Origin of the sequence: Spirabiliibacterium pneumoniae (genome assembly GCF_014884995.1) — a bacterium.
Classification (GTDB): domain Bacteria; phylum Pseudomonadota; class Gammaproteobacteria; order Enterobacterales; family Pasteurellaceae; genus Spirabiliibacterium; species Spirabiliibacterium pneumoniae.
This window is the reverse complement of sequence record NZ_JABMII010000018.1, coordinates 1-14,100: the sequence shown is the minus strand read 5'-3', so window position 1 is coordinate 14,100 and position 14,100 is coordinate 1. Positions and strand designations below refer to the sequence as shown.

Here is a 14,100-nt window from a genome sequence, read left to right as displayed (position 1 = left end):
AGAGAACAGCAAAAGAAGAATAGAAGAAGCCTAAAATCATTATTGATTATAATTTCTTCTATTGTTTTTCTTTTATTTGCACTGTATTATTGAATAATTAACTCAATAATAATTATATATAAATTTAGCTAAAATGATACCCGAACCAACTCCAATAATAGTGGATATTATAAATGCATAGACAGCACCATACTTTTTCTCTAATAAATGGTAAGTAAAAATGGCTAATAAAGCTGGAGCAACGCCTAGTATTTTAAAAATAATAACTGTAAATATGATGTTTAAAAAGCTAAATAACTTTTTCTTCATATAAAACTCTTGAGCTGGTCGTGTTAAATTTGGGTATTGTATACTAATACCCACATTAATTCAAGTCTTTTCAGGGTTGATTTTCGACTTGTGAGGTGGTGTTAACTAGAACCGTTTCTGTAATATTATTTATGATAAATTCTACTGTAGGGCTTGAGAAAGCGAAAAAAAATGGGTATAATCCCCCACCTTTAATATCGTTGCGGGTCGGGTTATGTGCCTGACGAGGTAACCGAATTGGTGATCCGAACCGCTTAGCGCAAACTTAATTAAGTTTTTTGGAGAATGAACAATGTCTAGAGTCTGTCAAGTAACAGGCAAGCGTCCAGTCGTTGGTAACAACCGCTCGCACGCAATGAACGCGACCAAACGTCGCTTCTTACCAAACCTGCACACTCACCGTTTTTGGGTGGAAAGTGAAAAACGTTTCGTATCTTTGCGCGTGTCTGCCAAAGGTATGCGTATTATTGATAAAAAAGGCATCGATGCAGTGTTAGCTGATCTTCGTGCTAAAGGCGAGAAAATCTAAGGAGCTAAATCATGGCAGCAAAAGGTGCTCGTGAAAAAATCAAACTGGTTTCAACAGCTGAAACAGGTCATTTTTACACTACAACAAAAAACAAACGTAATATGCCAGAAAAAATGGAGATCAAAAAATACGATCCTGTTGTGCGCAAACACGTTGTTTATAAAGAAGCCAAAATCAAATAATTCGCTTTTGGTGTGAAAAAGGTGAGCAATGCTCGCCTTTTTTTGTGGCGGTTAACCGCACTTTTGCCTTTATGAACTTGAAAAACACGCATTCGACCTTATTTGTGCTATCATCAGCCAATCATTGTTTTAAAGGGTCAGTCTATGGCGCAGTACAATAAATTGAAATTAGCCTGGGAGTGCCGCCGCGGCATGCTGGAGCTTGATTATATGATTATGCCGTTTTATCAAGAGCGGTTTGATAGCTTAAGTGAAGAACAACAGGTCAGTTTTGTTGAGTTATTGAAATTTACGGATCCTGAGTTATTCCGCTGGCTGATGAATCAAGACACTGCCCCCACACAACCACTGCGCGAGATTGTGCAGCTGATTCAGCAACATTTGGCCTCGAAATAAAATTTTTTTGAACTTTTGAGAAAAACTACGCTCTAATGTGTTAAGACGACCTACTGTCAGAGCATGGAATGTTAGCGTAAAACGTGAAGGAGATTCGCTCACGATGGGTGAACAACTAACAGATCAAGCCCTGGTAGAAAAGGCTCAGCATGGTGATAAAAAAGCATTTAATTTGCTTGTTGCGCGCCACCAAAATAAGATTGCCGGTCTGTTAACGCGTTATGTTTCAGCTAATGACATTCCTGATGTGGTGCAAGAAACATTTATTAAAGCCTATCGCTCGTTGCATTTGTTTCGTGGAGATAGCGCGTTTTATACTTGGCTTTATCGCATTGCCGTGAACACCGCGAAGAACTATATCACGGCACAAGGCCGACGCCCACCAGGCGATGATATCCAAGCCGATGACGCGGAAGGCTATGAGACAGGTGATGGGTTACGCAACATTGATACACCTGAGAATTTGGTGCTATCGTCAGAGTTAAAAGATGTGATTTTTGAAACGATAGCTGCGCTACCAGAAGAGCTAAAAACAGCGATTACGTTGCGTGAGTTAGAGGAATTGAGTTACGAAGAGATTGCTGAAATTATGGAATGCCCCGTGGGAACTGTGCGATCACGCATTTTCCGCGCGCGGGAAATTATCAACAGCAAAATCGCGCCTTTAATGAGCAACGAACATTAACGACATAAGTCTAAGCGGAGTAGATCAAAATGCAAAAAGAGTTACTTTCAGCCTATCTAGACGGCGAACATCAAGACAACCAATCCCTTGATGCGCTTTGTCAGGATGAAGAGCTCCAGCAAACTTGGCAACATTATCATCTCGTGCGTGCAGTGATGCGCAAAGAGTCCGATGTGCTATTGGGCACTGATTTTACCCAAAAAATGGCCATGTTGATTGAATCAGAAAGTACCGTGATGTGTTCTCAACCTGAGCCACATGAGGTTGAAGCTCACCCGTTTGCGCAAAAAATCAAGAAATGGTTTGCGCCGATTACTCAAGTGGCCGTGGCAGCCAGCGTGTGTTTGGTGGCGGTGTTCGGTGTGCAAAGCTATATGCAAAATGCGCAAGAAGATAACTACGCCCAAGCGCCAGTGTTGCAAACCTTGCCATTTACGAATAATTTGCAACAAGTGAGCTACAATGCACCGAGCAAAGATTTGCCAACGCAAGATCAGCTTGAGCAACAAAGCAAACGCATTAATTTAATGCTGCAAAATCATGAGCTGCAACGCCGTGTTAATGGCCCCGCTTTAGAGCATGTGTCTAACCACAATGACTAAAATGCTAATGATGGATTTCACCACCTTTGGGTGGTGAATTTATTTGCATTGGATGTATCAATGAAGCACAATTCTTATCTGCTCGCCCTTTGCTTGGTGGCAACCGCACTTTTTCCTTCAACACTGTTGGCTGACGACGCTGTTCGTGAAGTTGCGCCTAGTGTAAAAACTCAGCGCAGCAGTCTTGATGCCTTAGAGCAAATGACTGCCGCGTGGCGCAACAGTGACTTTGACATCACTTTTGTTAAGCTGATGCCAAATGAGGTTAACAGCTATCAGTACCGCCATCTCTATCATGATGGTAAACACTACGCTCAGTTGTTTTCGCTTGACGGTGCGCGCCAAGAAATTATTCAACGCGATGGCATTATTAGTTATTTTGGCTCGAATTATCAACCCTTTAGTTTGCACGCGAATGCTATTATCGATGATTTACCTAGCGCGGTTTATGCCGATTTTGCCAAGCTCCAAGCGCATTACGATTTCATTGACGCGGGCAAAACGCGCATTGCTAATCGCATAGCGCAAGTGATCCGTGTTTTACCGAAAGATGATTTTCGTTATCAATATGTTTTGTGGATAGATTCCGCCAGCCATTTATTGATGCGCAGCGATATGCTTGATCGCAATGGTAATTTGCTTGAGCAATTTCGTGTTACCTCGCTCAGCCAAGGCGAAAGCCTTAAAAACTTGATAACACCGATTGAACAGTTACACTTACCGCCAGTGATCGCCCTTGAGGGTGATGTGCTTGCGCAAGATCCTAATTGGCATTTGAGTTGGTTGCCACCAGGTTTTGAACTGCGTAAGCACGACAAATACCAAACCGACATCGGCGAATTGGAGAGTTTGCTCTTTAGTGATGGCTTGTTTTCATTTAGCTTATACCTCAATCCCAACATCAGCGACAATCTCGGCGAACACGCTTGGCAGCAAGAGAACAATACGATTTACACCTTGAGTGAAAATCACCGTGAAATTACGTTGATTGGGACAATCCCGTTGATAACCGCTAAGCAAATCGTAAAAGACATCAATTTCAGCGCGAGCAGTAAATAATGTTGGTGGAAGTGGCAGAGGTGGTGAGCATCACCAACGGCATCGCCAAAGTGCGGTGTGAAAGCAAGCAAAGTTGTGGTGGCTGTGCCGCCAAAGCCAGCTGCGGCGCGCACGCGCTGTCGAAAATCAATGGCGAGGTGCAAGATCATCTGCTGTTGCAATTGGCTGTCAGTGATGAGGTGGAGGTCGGGCATCGCATTGAAATTGGGCTGCAAGAACGCTCGATGATTTTGACCGCACTTTTGCTTTACATCGCCCCTTTGTCAGCATTGGTGCTCAGTGCGGTGATCGGCGCGCACTTTATTCAAACAGAATGGTTGCAGGCGTTAGTGATTGCCGCTGCCACTGCGGGCAGTTTTGTGGCTATTCGCCCCATCAGTCAACGCCTGGCTCGCCGACAACACTTTCAACCGCACTTTATTCGCGTGCTGGGCAAGCCAATTACGCTGTCTGATACCAAATTTTATTGATATACCACATCCGCTTGCCGCTGGGCGTTTGCACACAAATTTCATCATCAACTTGCTTGCCAATTAATGCGCGTGCTACAGGTGAGTCAATGGAGATCCAGTTTTTTTGCGGGTCAAATTCATCACAGCCTACAATGCGGTAGGCTTGCATTTCGCCTTGTTCGTCTTCCAGCTCCACCCACGCGCCAAAAAACACCTTGCCCTCTTGTTTGGGATGATAGTCAACGATTTGCAACACCTCAAGGCGCTTGGTTAAAAAGCGCACGCGGCGGTCAATTTCACGCAGGCGACGCTTGCCGTAGATATATTCCGCATTTTCACTGCGATCGCCAAGTGCGGCGGCATCCGACACTGCTTGCGTAACTTTGGGGCGCTCGTCACGCCAGAGAAATTTTAATTCTTGGTCCAATGCTTGCCAGCCTGCACGGGTGATGTAATGTGATTTTGCCATGCTTTCCCTTCGTTTTTCGATAAAAATGCGTTAAGATCGCCCAAATCTCCACATTCATGCCATTTCACGGTAAACTATGACCGAATTGACACTCAAGGACAGACTATGCGCGTTCTCATTCTTATTTTAATCGCTCTAGCAGCATTGTTTCAATACAGTTTCTGGTTTGGCAAAAATGGCTATGTACAGCACAATGCGGTGGAGCAAGAAATTGCGGCTCGCGAGCAAGAAAATCAGCAGCTAATGCAGCGAAATCAACTGATTATGGCAGAAATTAAAGACCTTAAAGAAGGCGTTGAGGCGATTGAAGAACGGGCGCGGCTAGAACATGATATGATCAAGCCCAATGAAGTGTTTTATCGTTTAGTGAAATCGGACGAGTATCAATAATGGCGCGTCGTATTGTTGCTATTGTGCCCGCCGCAGGGGTGGGCAGCCGCATGGGGGCGAGTGTGCCCAAGCAATATTTAACGCTGGGCGACAAAACCGTGTTGGAACACACCGTGAGTTTGTTAGCCCGCCATCGTACCATTGACGAAATTGTGATTGCGGTGGCGGAAAATGACCACTGGATTGCGCGCTTAAAACCGCACTTTGATACGAAAGTGCGGTGCGTGATAGGTGGCGTGAGCCGCGCGCAATCGGTGTATAACGCACTGTGTACCTTAGATCAGGCGGCTTGGGCGCTGGTGCATGATGGCGCGCGGGCGTGTTTGCATCTATCGGATATCGACAAGCTGCTTGAGATAGACTCGCCTGAAGGCGCGATTTTAGCCTGCCCCGTGACGGACACATTAAAATTGGCGGACAAACACACGCGCATTCAACACACCGTTGACCGCACTTTACTGTGGCAGGCATTAACGCCGCAATTTTTTCCCGTTTCCGCGCTGCGTGCAGGCTATGAATATGCGTTTGACAAGCAGCTAGAAGTCACCGATGATGCCAGTGCGGTGGAGCTTATCGGCCTGCAACCGCACTTGGTGGAAGGGCGGCGCGATAATATTAAAATCACACGCCCAGAAGACTTGGCACTGGCTGAATTTTATTTACAACGGAGAGATATGTGACAATACGAATAGGGCACGGGTTTGACGTGCACGCATTTGGCGGTGAAGGCCCGATTATCATCGGCGGCGTTTCTCTGCCTTATCCGCAGGGGCTGCTTGCGCACTCCGACGGTGATGTTGCCTTGCACGCGCTGACAGACGCGTTATTAGGGGCAGCTGCCCTAGGTGATATTGGAAAATTGTTCCCTGACACCGATATGGCGTATAAAAACGCCGACAGCAAGGTGCTGCTAGCCAACGCCTATGCTAAAGTGCGGTCATGCGGCTGGGTGGTGAGCAATGTGGATGTGACCATCATCGCGCAAGCGCCTAAAATGCGCCCACATATCGATGCTATGCGCCAAGCCATCGCGGAGGTGTTGCAATGTTCAGTCGAACAGGTGAATGTAAAAGCAACCACCACTGAAAAATTGGGTTTCGCGGGGCGCGGCGAAGGCATCGCTTGCGAAGCCGTTGCGCTATTGGTGGCACAATGACACTGGCGTATCTTTACGGGCAACCGCACCACACGGCGCGCTTGAAAGTTGAGCCGAACGATTTTTGCGTGCAGGAAATACTGGGCTATGACATGGCAGGCGAAGGCGAATTTGTCGCATTGTATGTGCGTAAAACCCATTGCAACACGCTGTTTGTAGGCGAAAGGCTTGCCAAATTTGCAGGCGTTGGTCAACGCGACTGGAGCTATGCCGGCCTCAAAGACCGCCACGGCGTGACCGAACAGTGGTTTTGCCTGCATTTGCCTGGCAAGCCAACACCTGATTTCAGCACCTTTACGCTCGACGGCGTGGAGATTTTACAGGTCACGCGGCATAACCGCAAAATCCGTATTGGCAGCCTGCAAGGCAATCACTTCGACATTCTCTTGCGTGATGTTAGCGAAAGCCCAGCGCTGCACGATCGCCTAGAAAAAATACAAAAGTGCGGTTTCCCCAATTATTTTACCGAACAGCGTTTTGGGCGCGATGGCAACAATTTAACGCAAGCGCAACGTTGGGCGGCGGGCGAAATCACTGTGCGGGATCGTAACAAACGCAGTTTTTACCTTTCCGCGGCGCGCAGTGCGTTGTTTAATCAGGTGGTGTCGGCGCGCATTGCGCAAGGGGTGGCGCGTGAGGTGTTAGTTGGGGATGTGGTGCAGCTGTGCGGCTCTCATAGCTGGTTTATTGCCCGCGAGCAGGAATTGGCGCAGGTACAACAGCGACTGGCAAGCGGCGATGTGCAACTCACCGCGCCAATGTTTGGCGAACAAGGTGCTCTGAGTGAGCAAGCGGCACAGGCGTTTGAATTGTCGGTGCTGAATGAGCAGACCGCACTTTGTGATTTGCTCAAGCAAGCCCGCGTGAAAAGCGACCGCCGTGCATTGTGTGTGTTGCCTGAAAATTTAACCTACGCTTTTGAGCCAGAGGGGCTGCGGTTGCGTTTTACGCTGGGCAGCGGCAGTTATGCCACAGCGCTAGTGCGCGAATTGGTTAATCTTGAAGACGAAGGAATGTAATGCGAATTTTATTAAGTAATGATGACGGCATCCATGCGCAAGGCATTCAAGTGATGGCGCGCGCCTTGCGCCAATTTGCTGAGGTGATTGTGGTTGCCCCCGATCGCAATCGCAGCGCAGCGTCAAGCTCACTCACACTGGTTGAACCACTGCGCCCGCACAAACTCGCCAATGGAGATTATTGCGTTAACGGCACGCCAGCTGATTGCGTGCATTTAGCACTCAACGGCTTGCTGCAAGAGTCGATAGATCTTGTCGTTTCTGGCATTAATGCGGGTGCGAATTTAGGCGATGATGTGATTTATTCTGGCACCGTTGCCGCCGCGCTCGAAGGGCGCCATTTAGGCTTGCCGTCCATCGCGGTGTCGCTCGATGGGCGAATCTATTTTGAGACCGCCGCCAAAGTGGTATGCGAGATGATTGAAAAGCTCTACCCAAGTTTGTTGGGCAAGCATGAAATTATCAATATCAACGTGCCCGACGTGCCGTTTAAGGAACTCAAAGGCAAGCAGGTGACTCATTTGGGGTACCGTCAATGCGCCAGTGAATTGGTCAAACAAGTTGACCCGCGCGGTGAGAAAATTTATTGGGTGGGCGTGAGTGGCTTACCAGAATATGCCAGCGAAGGCACTGATTTTTACGCAGTGAAAAATGGCTATGTTTCTCTCACCCCGATTCAAACCGATATGACCGCGCATCAGTCACTCGACAAATTGCGCCAGTGGGTGGACAGCGACTGATGTCTCGCTTTTATCAACGCCAGCTGGTGGAAAAACTCTATCAACAAGGCATCCGTGACGAGGCTGTGCTCAGCGCCATGTTTGAGCTGCCACGCACGCTGTTTGTTGATGAGGTGTTTGCCCAGCGCTGCTTTGATAATCAACCCATTCCGATCGGTGAGGGGCAAACCCTATCGCAACCCTACATTGTGGCGAAAATGACTGAGCTGCTCGGCTTGCAACCGCACTTTAAGGTGTTGGAAATTGGCACGGGCAGTGGTTACCAAACTGCACTTTTAGCGAAATTGTGTGCACAAGTGTACAGCGTGGAGCGTATCAAGCGCTTGCAATGGCAGGCGTTGCGGCGTTTTAAAAAGCTCGACTTGCATAACATTCATCTGCGCCATGCCGACGGCTGGCAAGGCTGGGCTGAGCGCGGTCCGTTTGATGCCATTATCGTTACCGCCGCCGCTGCTCAAATGCCTTATGAACTGATTTTACAGCTTAAACAATATGCCAAAATGGTGCTGCCAGTGGGTGAAGAGAACGATGAACAAGAATTACAACTGATTACCCGCATTGGCGATCAATATCAACGCAAACGCATTGAAAAAGTGCGGTTTGTGCCGTTAATTAAAGGAGATGTGCAGTGAAAATATTTGGCACACTGTATGACAAAACGATGCAATATTCTCGCCACCGTTTTGCCATTTATTGGTTGGCATTAGTGAGCTTTATTGAAGCGATTTTCTTCCCCATTCCACCTGATGTGATGCTTATTCCGATGGCGATGACTCGCCCACAACGCTGGCTGCACATGGCGCTTGTAACGGCGTTGGCATCTGTGCTCGGCGGCATGGTGGGCTATTATATTGGCTTTGCTGCCTATGATTGGCTGCATCACTATATTGTGCAATTTGGCTATTTGGAAAAATTCAACCAAGTGATTGCGTGGTTTGACCAGTGGGGTGTGTTAGTGCTGTTTGTGGCAGGCTTTTCGCCGATTCCGTATAAAATTTTTACCCTTGCCAGTGGCGTGATGCAAATGGCGTTTTTACCGTTTGTTATCACCGCTTTCATCTCACGCGCGGCACGTTTTTTGTTGGTGGCGAAACTCGCAGCGTGGGGTGGGCCAAAAATTGAGGCGAAACTACGTCGCTCTATTGAAGTGATCGGCTGGAGCGTGGTAGTCTTAGCTATTGTTGCTTATTTTTTGTTACGAAAATAAATTCTAAAGGATTCTCTATGAAAGTATCGATTGTATTTCCGCTCAGTGCCTTGGCGCTGGCATTAGCAGGCTGTTCGAGTAATAATTCAGCTCCCGTTGAAAGTGCTGACGGCGCACTATCCCCTGGAATTATGCAACCTGTTGAAAACACTGGCGCAAGCAACGGCAGCTGGCAGCCAACGTTGCAGCCACAAAGCATGCCTGAAAGTATGAATGTGAGTACGGAAAATATTCAACAAAATGTACAAAGCGCCATTTCTCAGCCGATTGGTGATGTACAACAAAGTGCGCAAAATGCGGTCACCCAAGCCAAACAACGCACCCAAAGTGCGGTGACGAATGCCCAAACGCAAGTTACGCACACGCAAAAAACGGTCAGTACCGTAAAAACTAAAGCAAAAGCAGTATCACAAGATTTCACTATTCCGCGCGATGCTACTACTAATGCGCCGATTTACAATCAAATCGACAAAGGTTTTTATAAAGGCGATACCTACACTGTGCGTAAGGGCGACACCATGTTCTTGATTGCCTACATTTCAGGCATGGACGTGAAAGAATTAGCGGCGAAAAATAATATGAGCGAGCCGTATAGCCTTAAAGTGGGTCAAGTGCTGAAAGTTGGCGAAAGCCACGAAGCCGTCGCGCCAGCGCCAGCCGCAGCAGCAACGCAAAGTGCGGTTGTGCCAGCGCCAGCCCCTGCACCAAAACCAGCAGAGCCTGCGGTGACCTACACCTCAGGGCCGAATAACACCAAATTCGGTTCTGATGGCAGCATCAGTGGCCCTGTCAAGGCGGCGGTAGGTAATCCTGCTATGGCCGCAAACAAAGGCGTGAGCGCCACAACAGGCGTGGTCGCCAGCAGTGCAGGTGCGGTCGCCGCTAAAGCGAGCGTCACCCCACCACCGCCAGCGACCTCAAATATCCGCTGGAGCTGGCCGAGCAAAGGGCGTATTTTGCAGGGCTTCTCATCGGCTGATGGTGGTAATAAAGGGATTGATATAGCAGGCTCTCGTGGGCAAGCTGTAAATGCCGCCGCCAGCGGGCGCGTGGTGTATGCAGGTAACGCGCTACGGGGGTATGGCAACTTGATCATCATCAAACACAACGATGATTATTTGAGTGCCTACGCCCACAATGAAACCATTTTGGTTAAAGACCAGCAACAAGTTAGTGCTGGTCAACAAATTGCCAAAATGGGTAGCTCCGGCACCAACGGCGTGAAGTTACACTTTGAAATTCGCTATAAAGGCAAATCCGTCGATCCAATGCGCTATTTGCCAGCCCAATAATCACCGAAAACATCAGCGATCCGCTGATGTTTTTGTAAGGAGCACACATGAGTGGCTTAGCCATTATTTTAATGGGCGTGTCTGGCACAGGTAAAAGCAGCCTAGGGCAGGCCGCCGCACAGGCATTAAACCTCAAATTTATCGACGGTGACGATCTCCATCCGCGCGCCAATATTTTAAAAATGGCTCAGGGCTTGCCGTTAAATGATACCGACAGGCAGCCGTGGTTGGAACGTATTAATGATGCCGCCTTTTCCATTGTGCAAAAAAATGAAGTGGGCATTATTGTGTGTTCAGCTTTGAAAAAAGCCTATCGTGATCGTATTCGACAGGGCAATGACAAGCTCCGTTTCATTTATCTTGAAGGTGATTTTGCCGTGATTGCAAAGCGATTAGCCGCCCGTCAAGGCCATTTTATGGGGCAGGCGATGTTGCAAAGTCAGTTTGAGGCGCTTGAGCCACCGCATGGCGAACCTGATGTGCTTACCGTGGCGATTGCGGGTGAATTTAACGAGGTTTTGATGCGCCTTGAAACCGCACTTTATTCAATTTTGCCTAAAAATGCACAAAAACAAGTGACCTAGATCACAACGTGAAATCATTTTGGCGACAACGAGAAAAAGTTTTGCTATATTTAGAAACAATGTTTCATCTTTAGAAAGGATCAATTATGAGCTGGAAAATTCAACCGAGCGACGTGTTTTCTGCATCCCCTGTGGTGCCAGTGATGGTGATCAAAGATTTAAAAGACGCTGTGCCAATGGCGCAAGCCTTGAGCGCAGGCGGTATTAATGTGTTTGAAATCACCTTGCGCAGTGCTGTGGCGTTGGACGCCATCAAAGCCATCAGCGAGGCGATGCCACAGGCGTTAGTGGGCGCAGGCACCGTGCTCAATGCTGAGCAATATGACAACGCGGTGGAAGCGGGTGCGAAATTCATCATCTCTCCAGGAGCGAGTGTGAATTTGCTTAAACATGCCGCAGCCAGTGACATTCCGCTGATGCCTGGCACAGCCACACCATCTGAGATGATGACCGCACTTGAGCTGGGTTTTGATCACTTGAAATTCTTCCCTGCGGAAGCCAACGGTGGTGCGCCAGTGTTGAAAGCCATTTCAGCGCCATTGCCACAATTGAGCTTCTGCCCAACGGGTGGCATTAGTCCGAAAAACGTGGCGGATTATCTCGCCTTAAGCTGTGTTAAAACCGTCGGTGGCTCGTGGATGATTCCAAACAATGCGGTGGCTGCAGGCAATTGGGATGAAGTGACCCGCTTGAGCCAAGAGGCTGTGGCGCTGGTCAATAAATTGCGTGGCTAACGCACTACACGCCAAATAATGAATGCACGCAAACGCGTGCATTTTTTATGTAGAATTTGCGATCGTCATCGTAAAACACACCTTGCACACTCGCCTTTGACCGCACTTTGATTATCCTATGCAAAAAAGGAGGCAAAATGTCACTGGCGATAGTTTATAGCCGTGCTTGCATTGGTGTGCAGGCCCCGTTAATTACCATTGAAGTTCACATTAGCCGCGGTAAGCCAGGATTAACGTTGGTTGGGCTGCCCGAAGCAGCGGTCAAAGAGGCGCGTGATCGCGTGCGTAGTGCGTTGATTAACGCCAATTTTGAATACCCTGTGGCGCGCATGACAATCAATATGGCGCCAGCGGATTTGCCTAAAGAAGGCGGGCGTTATGATTTGGCCATCGCGCTTGGCATTTTAGCTGCATCAGGGCAAATTAACGCTGAAACGCTTACACAGTATGAATTTTTAGGCGAGCTTGCGCTCACAGGCGAGTTGCGTGGCACGCAAGGGGTGATCCCAGCGGTATTGGCGGCGCAAAAAGATCGGCGCGAGTTAATTATTGCTGCTGAAAATGCCGCACAAGCGAGCCTCATTGGCACAACTCAAACCCACTTTGCCGAATCCTTATTGCAGGTGGCGGGTTTTTTACAACAGCAGCAAGAGTTGCCCGTCGCGCAGTTGCTGCCAACACCTGAACAATACGCCAGCGAAACGCATTTATGCTTAACCGATATTATCGGTCAGCAACATGCCAAGCGTGCGCTGACCATCGCTGCTGCAGGGCAGCATAATTTGCTTTTTTTAGGCCCACCTGGCACAGGCAAAACGATGCTCGCCAGTCGCCTGACCGCACTTTTGCCTGAAATGTCGGACGAAGAAGCGATTGAAAGTGCCTCCATTGCCAGCCTGATTCAAACTCGAATAGAACAGCGTTATTGGCGCGAGCGGCCTTTTCGCGCTCCACATCACAGCGCCTCACTGGCAGCGTTGGTGGGCGGTGGTTCAAATCCTAAGCCAGGTGAAATTTCGTTGGCACACAATGGCGTCCTGTTCTTAGACGAGCTACCCGAATTTGAACGCCGTGTGTTAGATGCACTGCGCGAGCCGCTGGAGTCTGGTGAAATTGTGATTTCTCGGGCGAGTGCAAAAGTGCGGTTTCCTGCTAAGTTTCAACTGATTGCGGCGATGAATCCAAGCCCTACGGGGCATTATCAAGGCAACCACAATCGCGCCTCACAGCAACAGATTATGCGCTATTTAAATCGCCTTTCAGGGCCATTTTTAGATCGTTTTGATCTCTCTATTGAAGTGCCCTTGCTGCCTGCGGGCAGTTTACAGCGCGGTGGTGATCGCGGCGAGAGCACTGTGGTGGTGCGAGAGAAAGTTCATCGTGTACGGGCATTACAGCTGGCTCGCAATGGCTGCGTTAATGCGCAATTGCAAGGCAAATCATTAGATTACCACTGCAAGCTCAGTGAAAGTGATGCCACATTTTTGGAAAGTGCCTTGATCAAACTTGGCTTATCCGTGCGCGCATATCATCGTATTTTGCGTGTGGCGCGCACCATTGCCGATCTTGACGGTAGCCAAGAGATTGAGCGACAACATTTAAGCGAAGCGTTAGGTTATCGCGCGATGGACAGATTATTAGCGCGTTTGGCGCAAGCATAATGACCTAATATCTAGGCAAAGTGCGGTTTTTTGTCTGAAAATTAATCGAACAATGAGAAAAAACCACTTTTTTTGCAAAAAATACTTGTCAGCAAAATTATTATGCCTATAATACGCCTCACTTGTTTACGTCGCCGACTTAGCTCAGCAGGTAGAGCAACTGACTTGTAATCAGTAGGTCGCCAGTTCGATTCCGGCAGTCGGCACCATCAAACAAGTACCGTGGAGGGATTCCCGAGCGGCCAAAGGGAGCAGACTGTAAATCTGCCGGCTCAGCCTTCGAAGGTTCGAATCCTTCTCCCTCCACCATTTTCTATTTCCTAGTTGATGATCGGGGTAGATGAATAAGAACGCGGGCATCGTATAATGGCTATTACCTCAGCCTTCCAAGCTGATGATGCGGGTTCGATTCCCGCTGCCCGCTCCAACGCTGATATAGCTCAGTCGGTAGAGCGCACCCTTGGTAAGGGTGAGGTCGGCAGTTCGAATCTGCCTATCAGCACCACTCCTTATTACTCTTGCTTTCCCACTCATCTTATAGTTAATTACAATCTACATTAGGTTAATGTGGTAGAGAACCATCGATAACCGTGTTTGTTTAGAGGGACTTAAAATGTCTAAAGAAAAATTTGAA

At 48.2% G+C, this 14,100-nt stretch carries 20 protein-coding genes and 4 tRNA genes; 22 read left to right on the top strand and 2 right to left on the bottom strand.

Annotated elements, in window-relative coordinates; genetic code table 11:
* Positions 1-102: 102 nt before the first annotated feature.
* Positions 103-309: a hypothetical protein gene (locus HPC38_RS09825; protein ID WP_208121101.1), complete on the bottom strand. Its 207-nt coding sequence runs from the start codon at positions 307-309 to the stop codon at positions 103-105.
* A gap of 292 nt (positions 310-601) precedes the next feature.
* Here HPC38_RS09825 and rpmB point away from each other — a divergent pair, with 292 nt between their 5' ends.
* From rpmB to HPC38_RS09790, 7 genes are all read left to right on the top strand, one after another.
* Positions 602-838 carry a 50S ribosomal protein L28 gene (rpmB, locus tag HPC38_RS09820; RefSeq protein WP_208121100.1) on the top strand — a complete coding sequence of 79 codons (237 nt, stop codon included), beginning with the start codon at positions 602-604 and terminating at the stop codon, positions 836-838.
* Between the two features lie 11 nt (positions 839-849).
* Entirely contained in the window at positions 850-1,020 is a 171-nt protein-coding gene (gene rpmG / locus HPC38_RS09815) for a 50S ribosomal protein L33 (protein WP_208121099.1), read from the top strand.
* Positions 1,021-1,164: 144 nt separating this feature from the next.
* Positions 1,165-1,416, top strand: a complete 252-nt coding sequence (locus HPC38_RS09810; RefSeq protein WP_208121098.1) for an FAD assembly factor SdhE — start codon at positions 1,165-1,167, stop codon at positions 1,414-1,416.
* Positions 1,417-1,519: 103 nt separating this feature from the next.
* A complete protein-coding gene (rpoE, locus tag HPC38_RS09805; protein WP_208121097.1) occupies positions 1,520-2,101 on the top strand; it encodes an RNA polymerase sigma factor RpoE in 582 nt (193 codons plus the stop codon).
* A 29-nt stretch (positions 2,102-2,130) separates the two neighbouring features.
* The gene (locus tag HPC38_RS09800) at positions 2,131-2,703 is read left to right on the top strand and encodes a sigma-E factor negative regulatory protein (RefSeq protein ID WP_208121096.1); all 573 of its coding nucleotides are present in this window, start codon (positions 2,131-2,133) and stop codon (positions 2,701-2,703) included.
* 60 nt (positions 2,704-2,763) lie between these two features.
* Positions 2,764-3,762: a MucB/RseB C-terminal domain-containing protein gene (locus tag HPC38_RS09795; RefSeq protein WP_208121095.1), complete on the top strand. Its 999-nt coding sequence runs from the start codon at positions 2,764-2,766 to the stop codon at positions 3,760-3,762.
* Positions 3,762-4,232, top strand: coding sequence for a SoxR reducing system RseC family protein (locus tag HPC38_RS09790; protein ID WP_208121094.1), 471 nt, complete (start codon positions 3,762-3,764; stop codon positions 4,230-4,232). Before HPC38_RS09795 ends, HPC38_RS09790 begins: the two co-directional genes overlap by 1 nt.
* Here HPC38_RS09790 and greB read toward each other — a convergent pair.
* Positions 4,204-4,683, bottom strand: coding sequence for a transcription elongation factor GreB (gene greB / locus HPC38_RS09785; protein WP_208121093.1), 480 nt, complete (start codon positions 4,681-4,683; stop codon positions 4,204-4,206). The genes HPC38_RS09790 and greB overlap by 29 nt on opposite strands.
* Before the next feature lie 105 nt (positions 4,684-4,788).
* Here greB and ftsB point away from each other — a divergent pair, with 105 nt between their 5' ends.
* From ftsB to HPC38_RS09710, 15 genes are all read left to right on the top strand, one after another.
* A complete protein-coding gene (gene ftsB / locus HPC38_RS09780; protein ID WP_208121092.1) occupies positions 4,789-5,073 on the top strand; it encodes a cell division protein FtsB in 285 nt (94 codons plus the stop codon).
* Complete coding sequence (ispD, locus tag HPC38_RS09775; RefSeq protein ID WP_208121091.1) at positions 5,073-5,753, top strand: 2-C-methyl-D-erythritol 4-phosphate cytidylyltransferase; 681 nt, start codon at positions 5,073-5,075, stop codon at positions 5,751-5,753. The genes ftsB and ispD overlap by 1 nt, the downstream gene beginning before the upstream one ends.
* Before the next feature lie 2 nt (positions 5,754-5,755).
* Positions 5,756-6,229, top strand: coding sequence for a 2-C-methyl-D-erythritol 2,4-cyclodiphosphate synthase (ispF, locus tag HPC38_RS09770; RefSeq protein WP_208121102.1), 474 nt, complete (start codon positions 5,756-5,758; stop codon positions 6,227-6,229).
* Entirely contained in the window at positions 6,226-7,248 is a 1,023-nt protein-coding gene (gene truD, locus HPC38_RS09765; protein WP_208121090.1) for a tRNA pseudouridine(13) synthase TruD, read from the top strand. Before ispF ends, truD begins: the two co-directional genes overlap by 4 nt.
* A complete protein-coding gene (gene surE, locus HPC38_RS09760; protein ID WP_208121089.1) occupies positions 7,248-7,988 on the top strand; it encodes a 5'/3'-nucleotidase SurE in 741 nt (246 codons plus the stop codon). The genes truD and surE overlap by 1 nt, the downstream gene beginning before the upstream one ends.
* A complete protein-coding gene (locus tag HPC38_RS09755; protein ID WP_208121088.1) occupies positions 7,988-8,620 on the top strand; it encodes a protein-L-isoaspartate(D-aspartate) O-methyltransferase in 633 nt (210 codons plus the stop codon). The genes surE and HPC38_RS09755 overlap by 1 nt, the downstream gene beginning before the upstream one ends.
* Positions 8,617-9,195: a YqaA family protein gene (locus HPC38_RS09750; RefSeq protein ID WP_208121087.1), complete on the top strand. Its 579-nt coding sequence runs from the start codon at positions 8,617-8,619 to the stop codon at positions 9,193-9,195. The genes HPC38_RS09755 and HPC38_RS09750 overlap by 4 nt, the downstream gene beginning before the upstream one ends.
* 17 nt (positions 9,196-9,212) lie before the next feature.
* Positions 9,213-10,487, top strand: coding sequence for a murein hydrolase activator NlpD (gene nlpD / locus HPC38_RS09745; RefSeq protein ID WP_208121086.1), 1,275 nt, complete (start codon positions 9,213-9,215; stop codon positions 10,485-10,487).
* Between the two features lie 47 nt (positions 10,488-10,534).
* A complete protein-coding gene (locus HPC38_RS09740; protein ID WP_208121085.1) occupies positions 10,535-11,071 on the top strand; it encodes a gluconokinase in 537 nt (178 codons plus the stop codon).
* Between the two features lie 86 nt (positions 11,072-11,157).
* Positions 11,158-11,805: a bifunctional 4-hydroxy-2-oxoglutarate aldolase/2-dehydro-3-deoxy-phosphogluconate aldolase gene (locus tag HPC38_RS09735; protein WP_208121084.1), complete on the top strand. Its 648-nt coding sequence runs from the start codon at positions 11,158-11,160 to the stop codon at positions 11,803-11,805.
* Between the two features lie 137 nt (positions 11,806-11,942).
* The gene (locus tag HPC38_RS09730; protein WP_208121083.1) at positions 11,943-13,466 is read left to right on the top strand and encodes a YifB family Mg chelatase-like AAA ATPase; all 1,524 of its coding nucleotides are present in this window, start codon (positions 11,943-11,945) and stop codon (positions 13,464-13,466) included.
* Positions 13,467-13,599: 133 nt separating this feature from the next.
* A tRNA-Thr gene (locus HPC38_RS09725) sits at positions 13,600-13,675 on the top strand.
* Between the two features lie 15 nt (positions 13,676-13,690).
* Positions 13,691-13,775, top strand: a tRNA-Tyr gene (locus HPC38_RS09720).
* A gap of 43 nt (positions 13,776-13,818) precedes the next feature.
* Positions 13,819-13,893: transfer RNA gene (locus HPC38_RS09715), tRNA-Gly, on the top strand.
* Between the two features lie 2 nt (positions 13,894-13,895).
* Positions 13,896-13,971, top strand: a tRNA-Thr gene (locus HPC38_RS09710).
* The last annotated feature ends 129 nt before the right edge of the window (positions 13,972-14,100 follow it).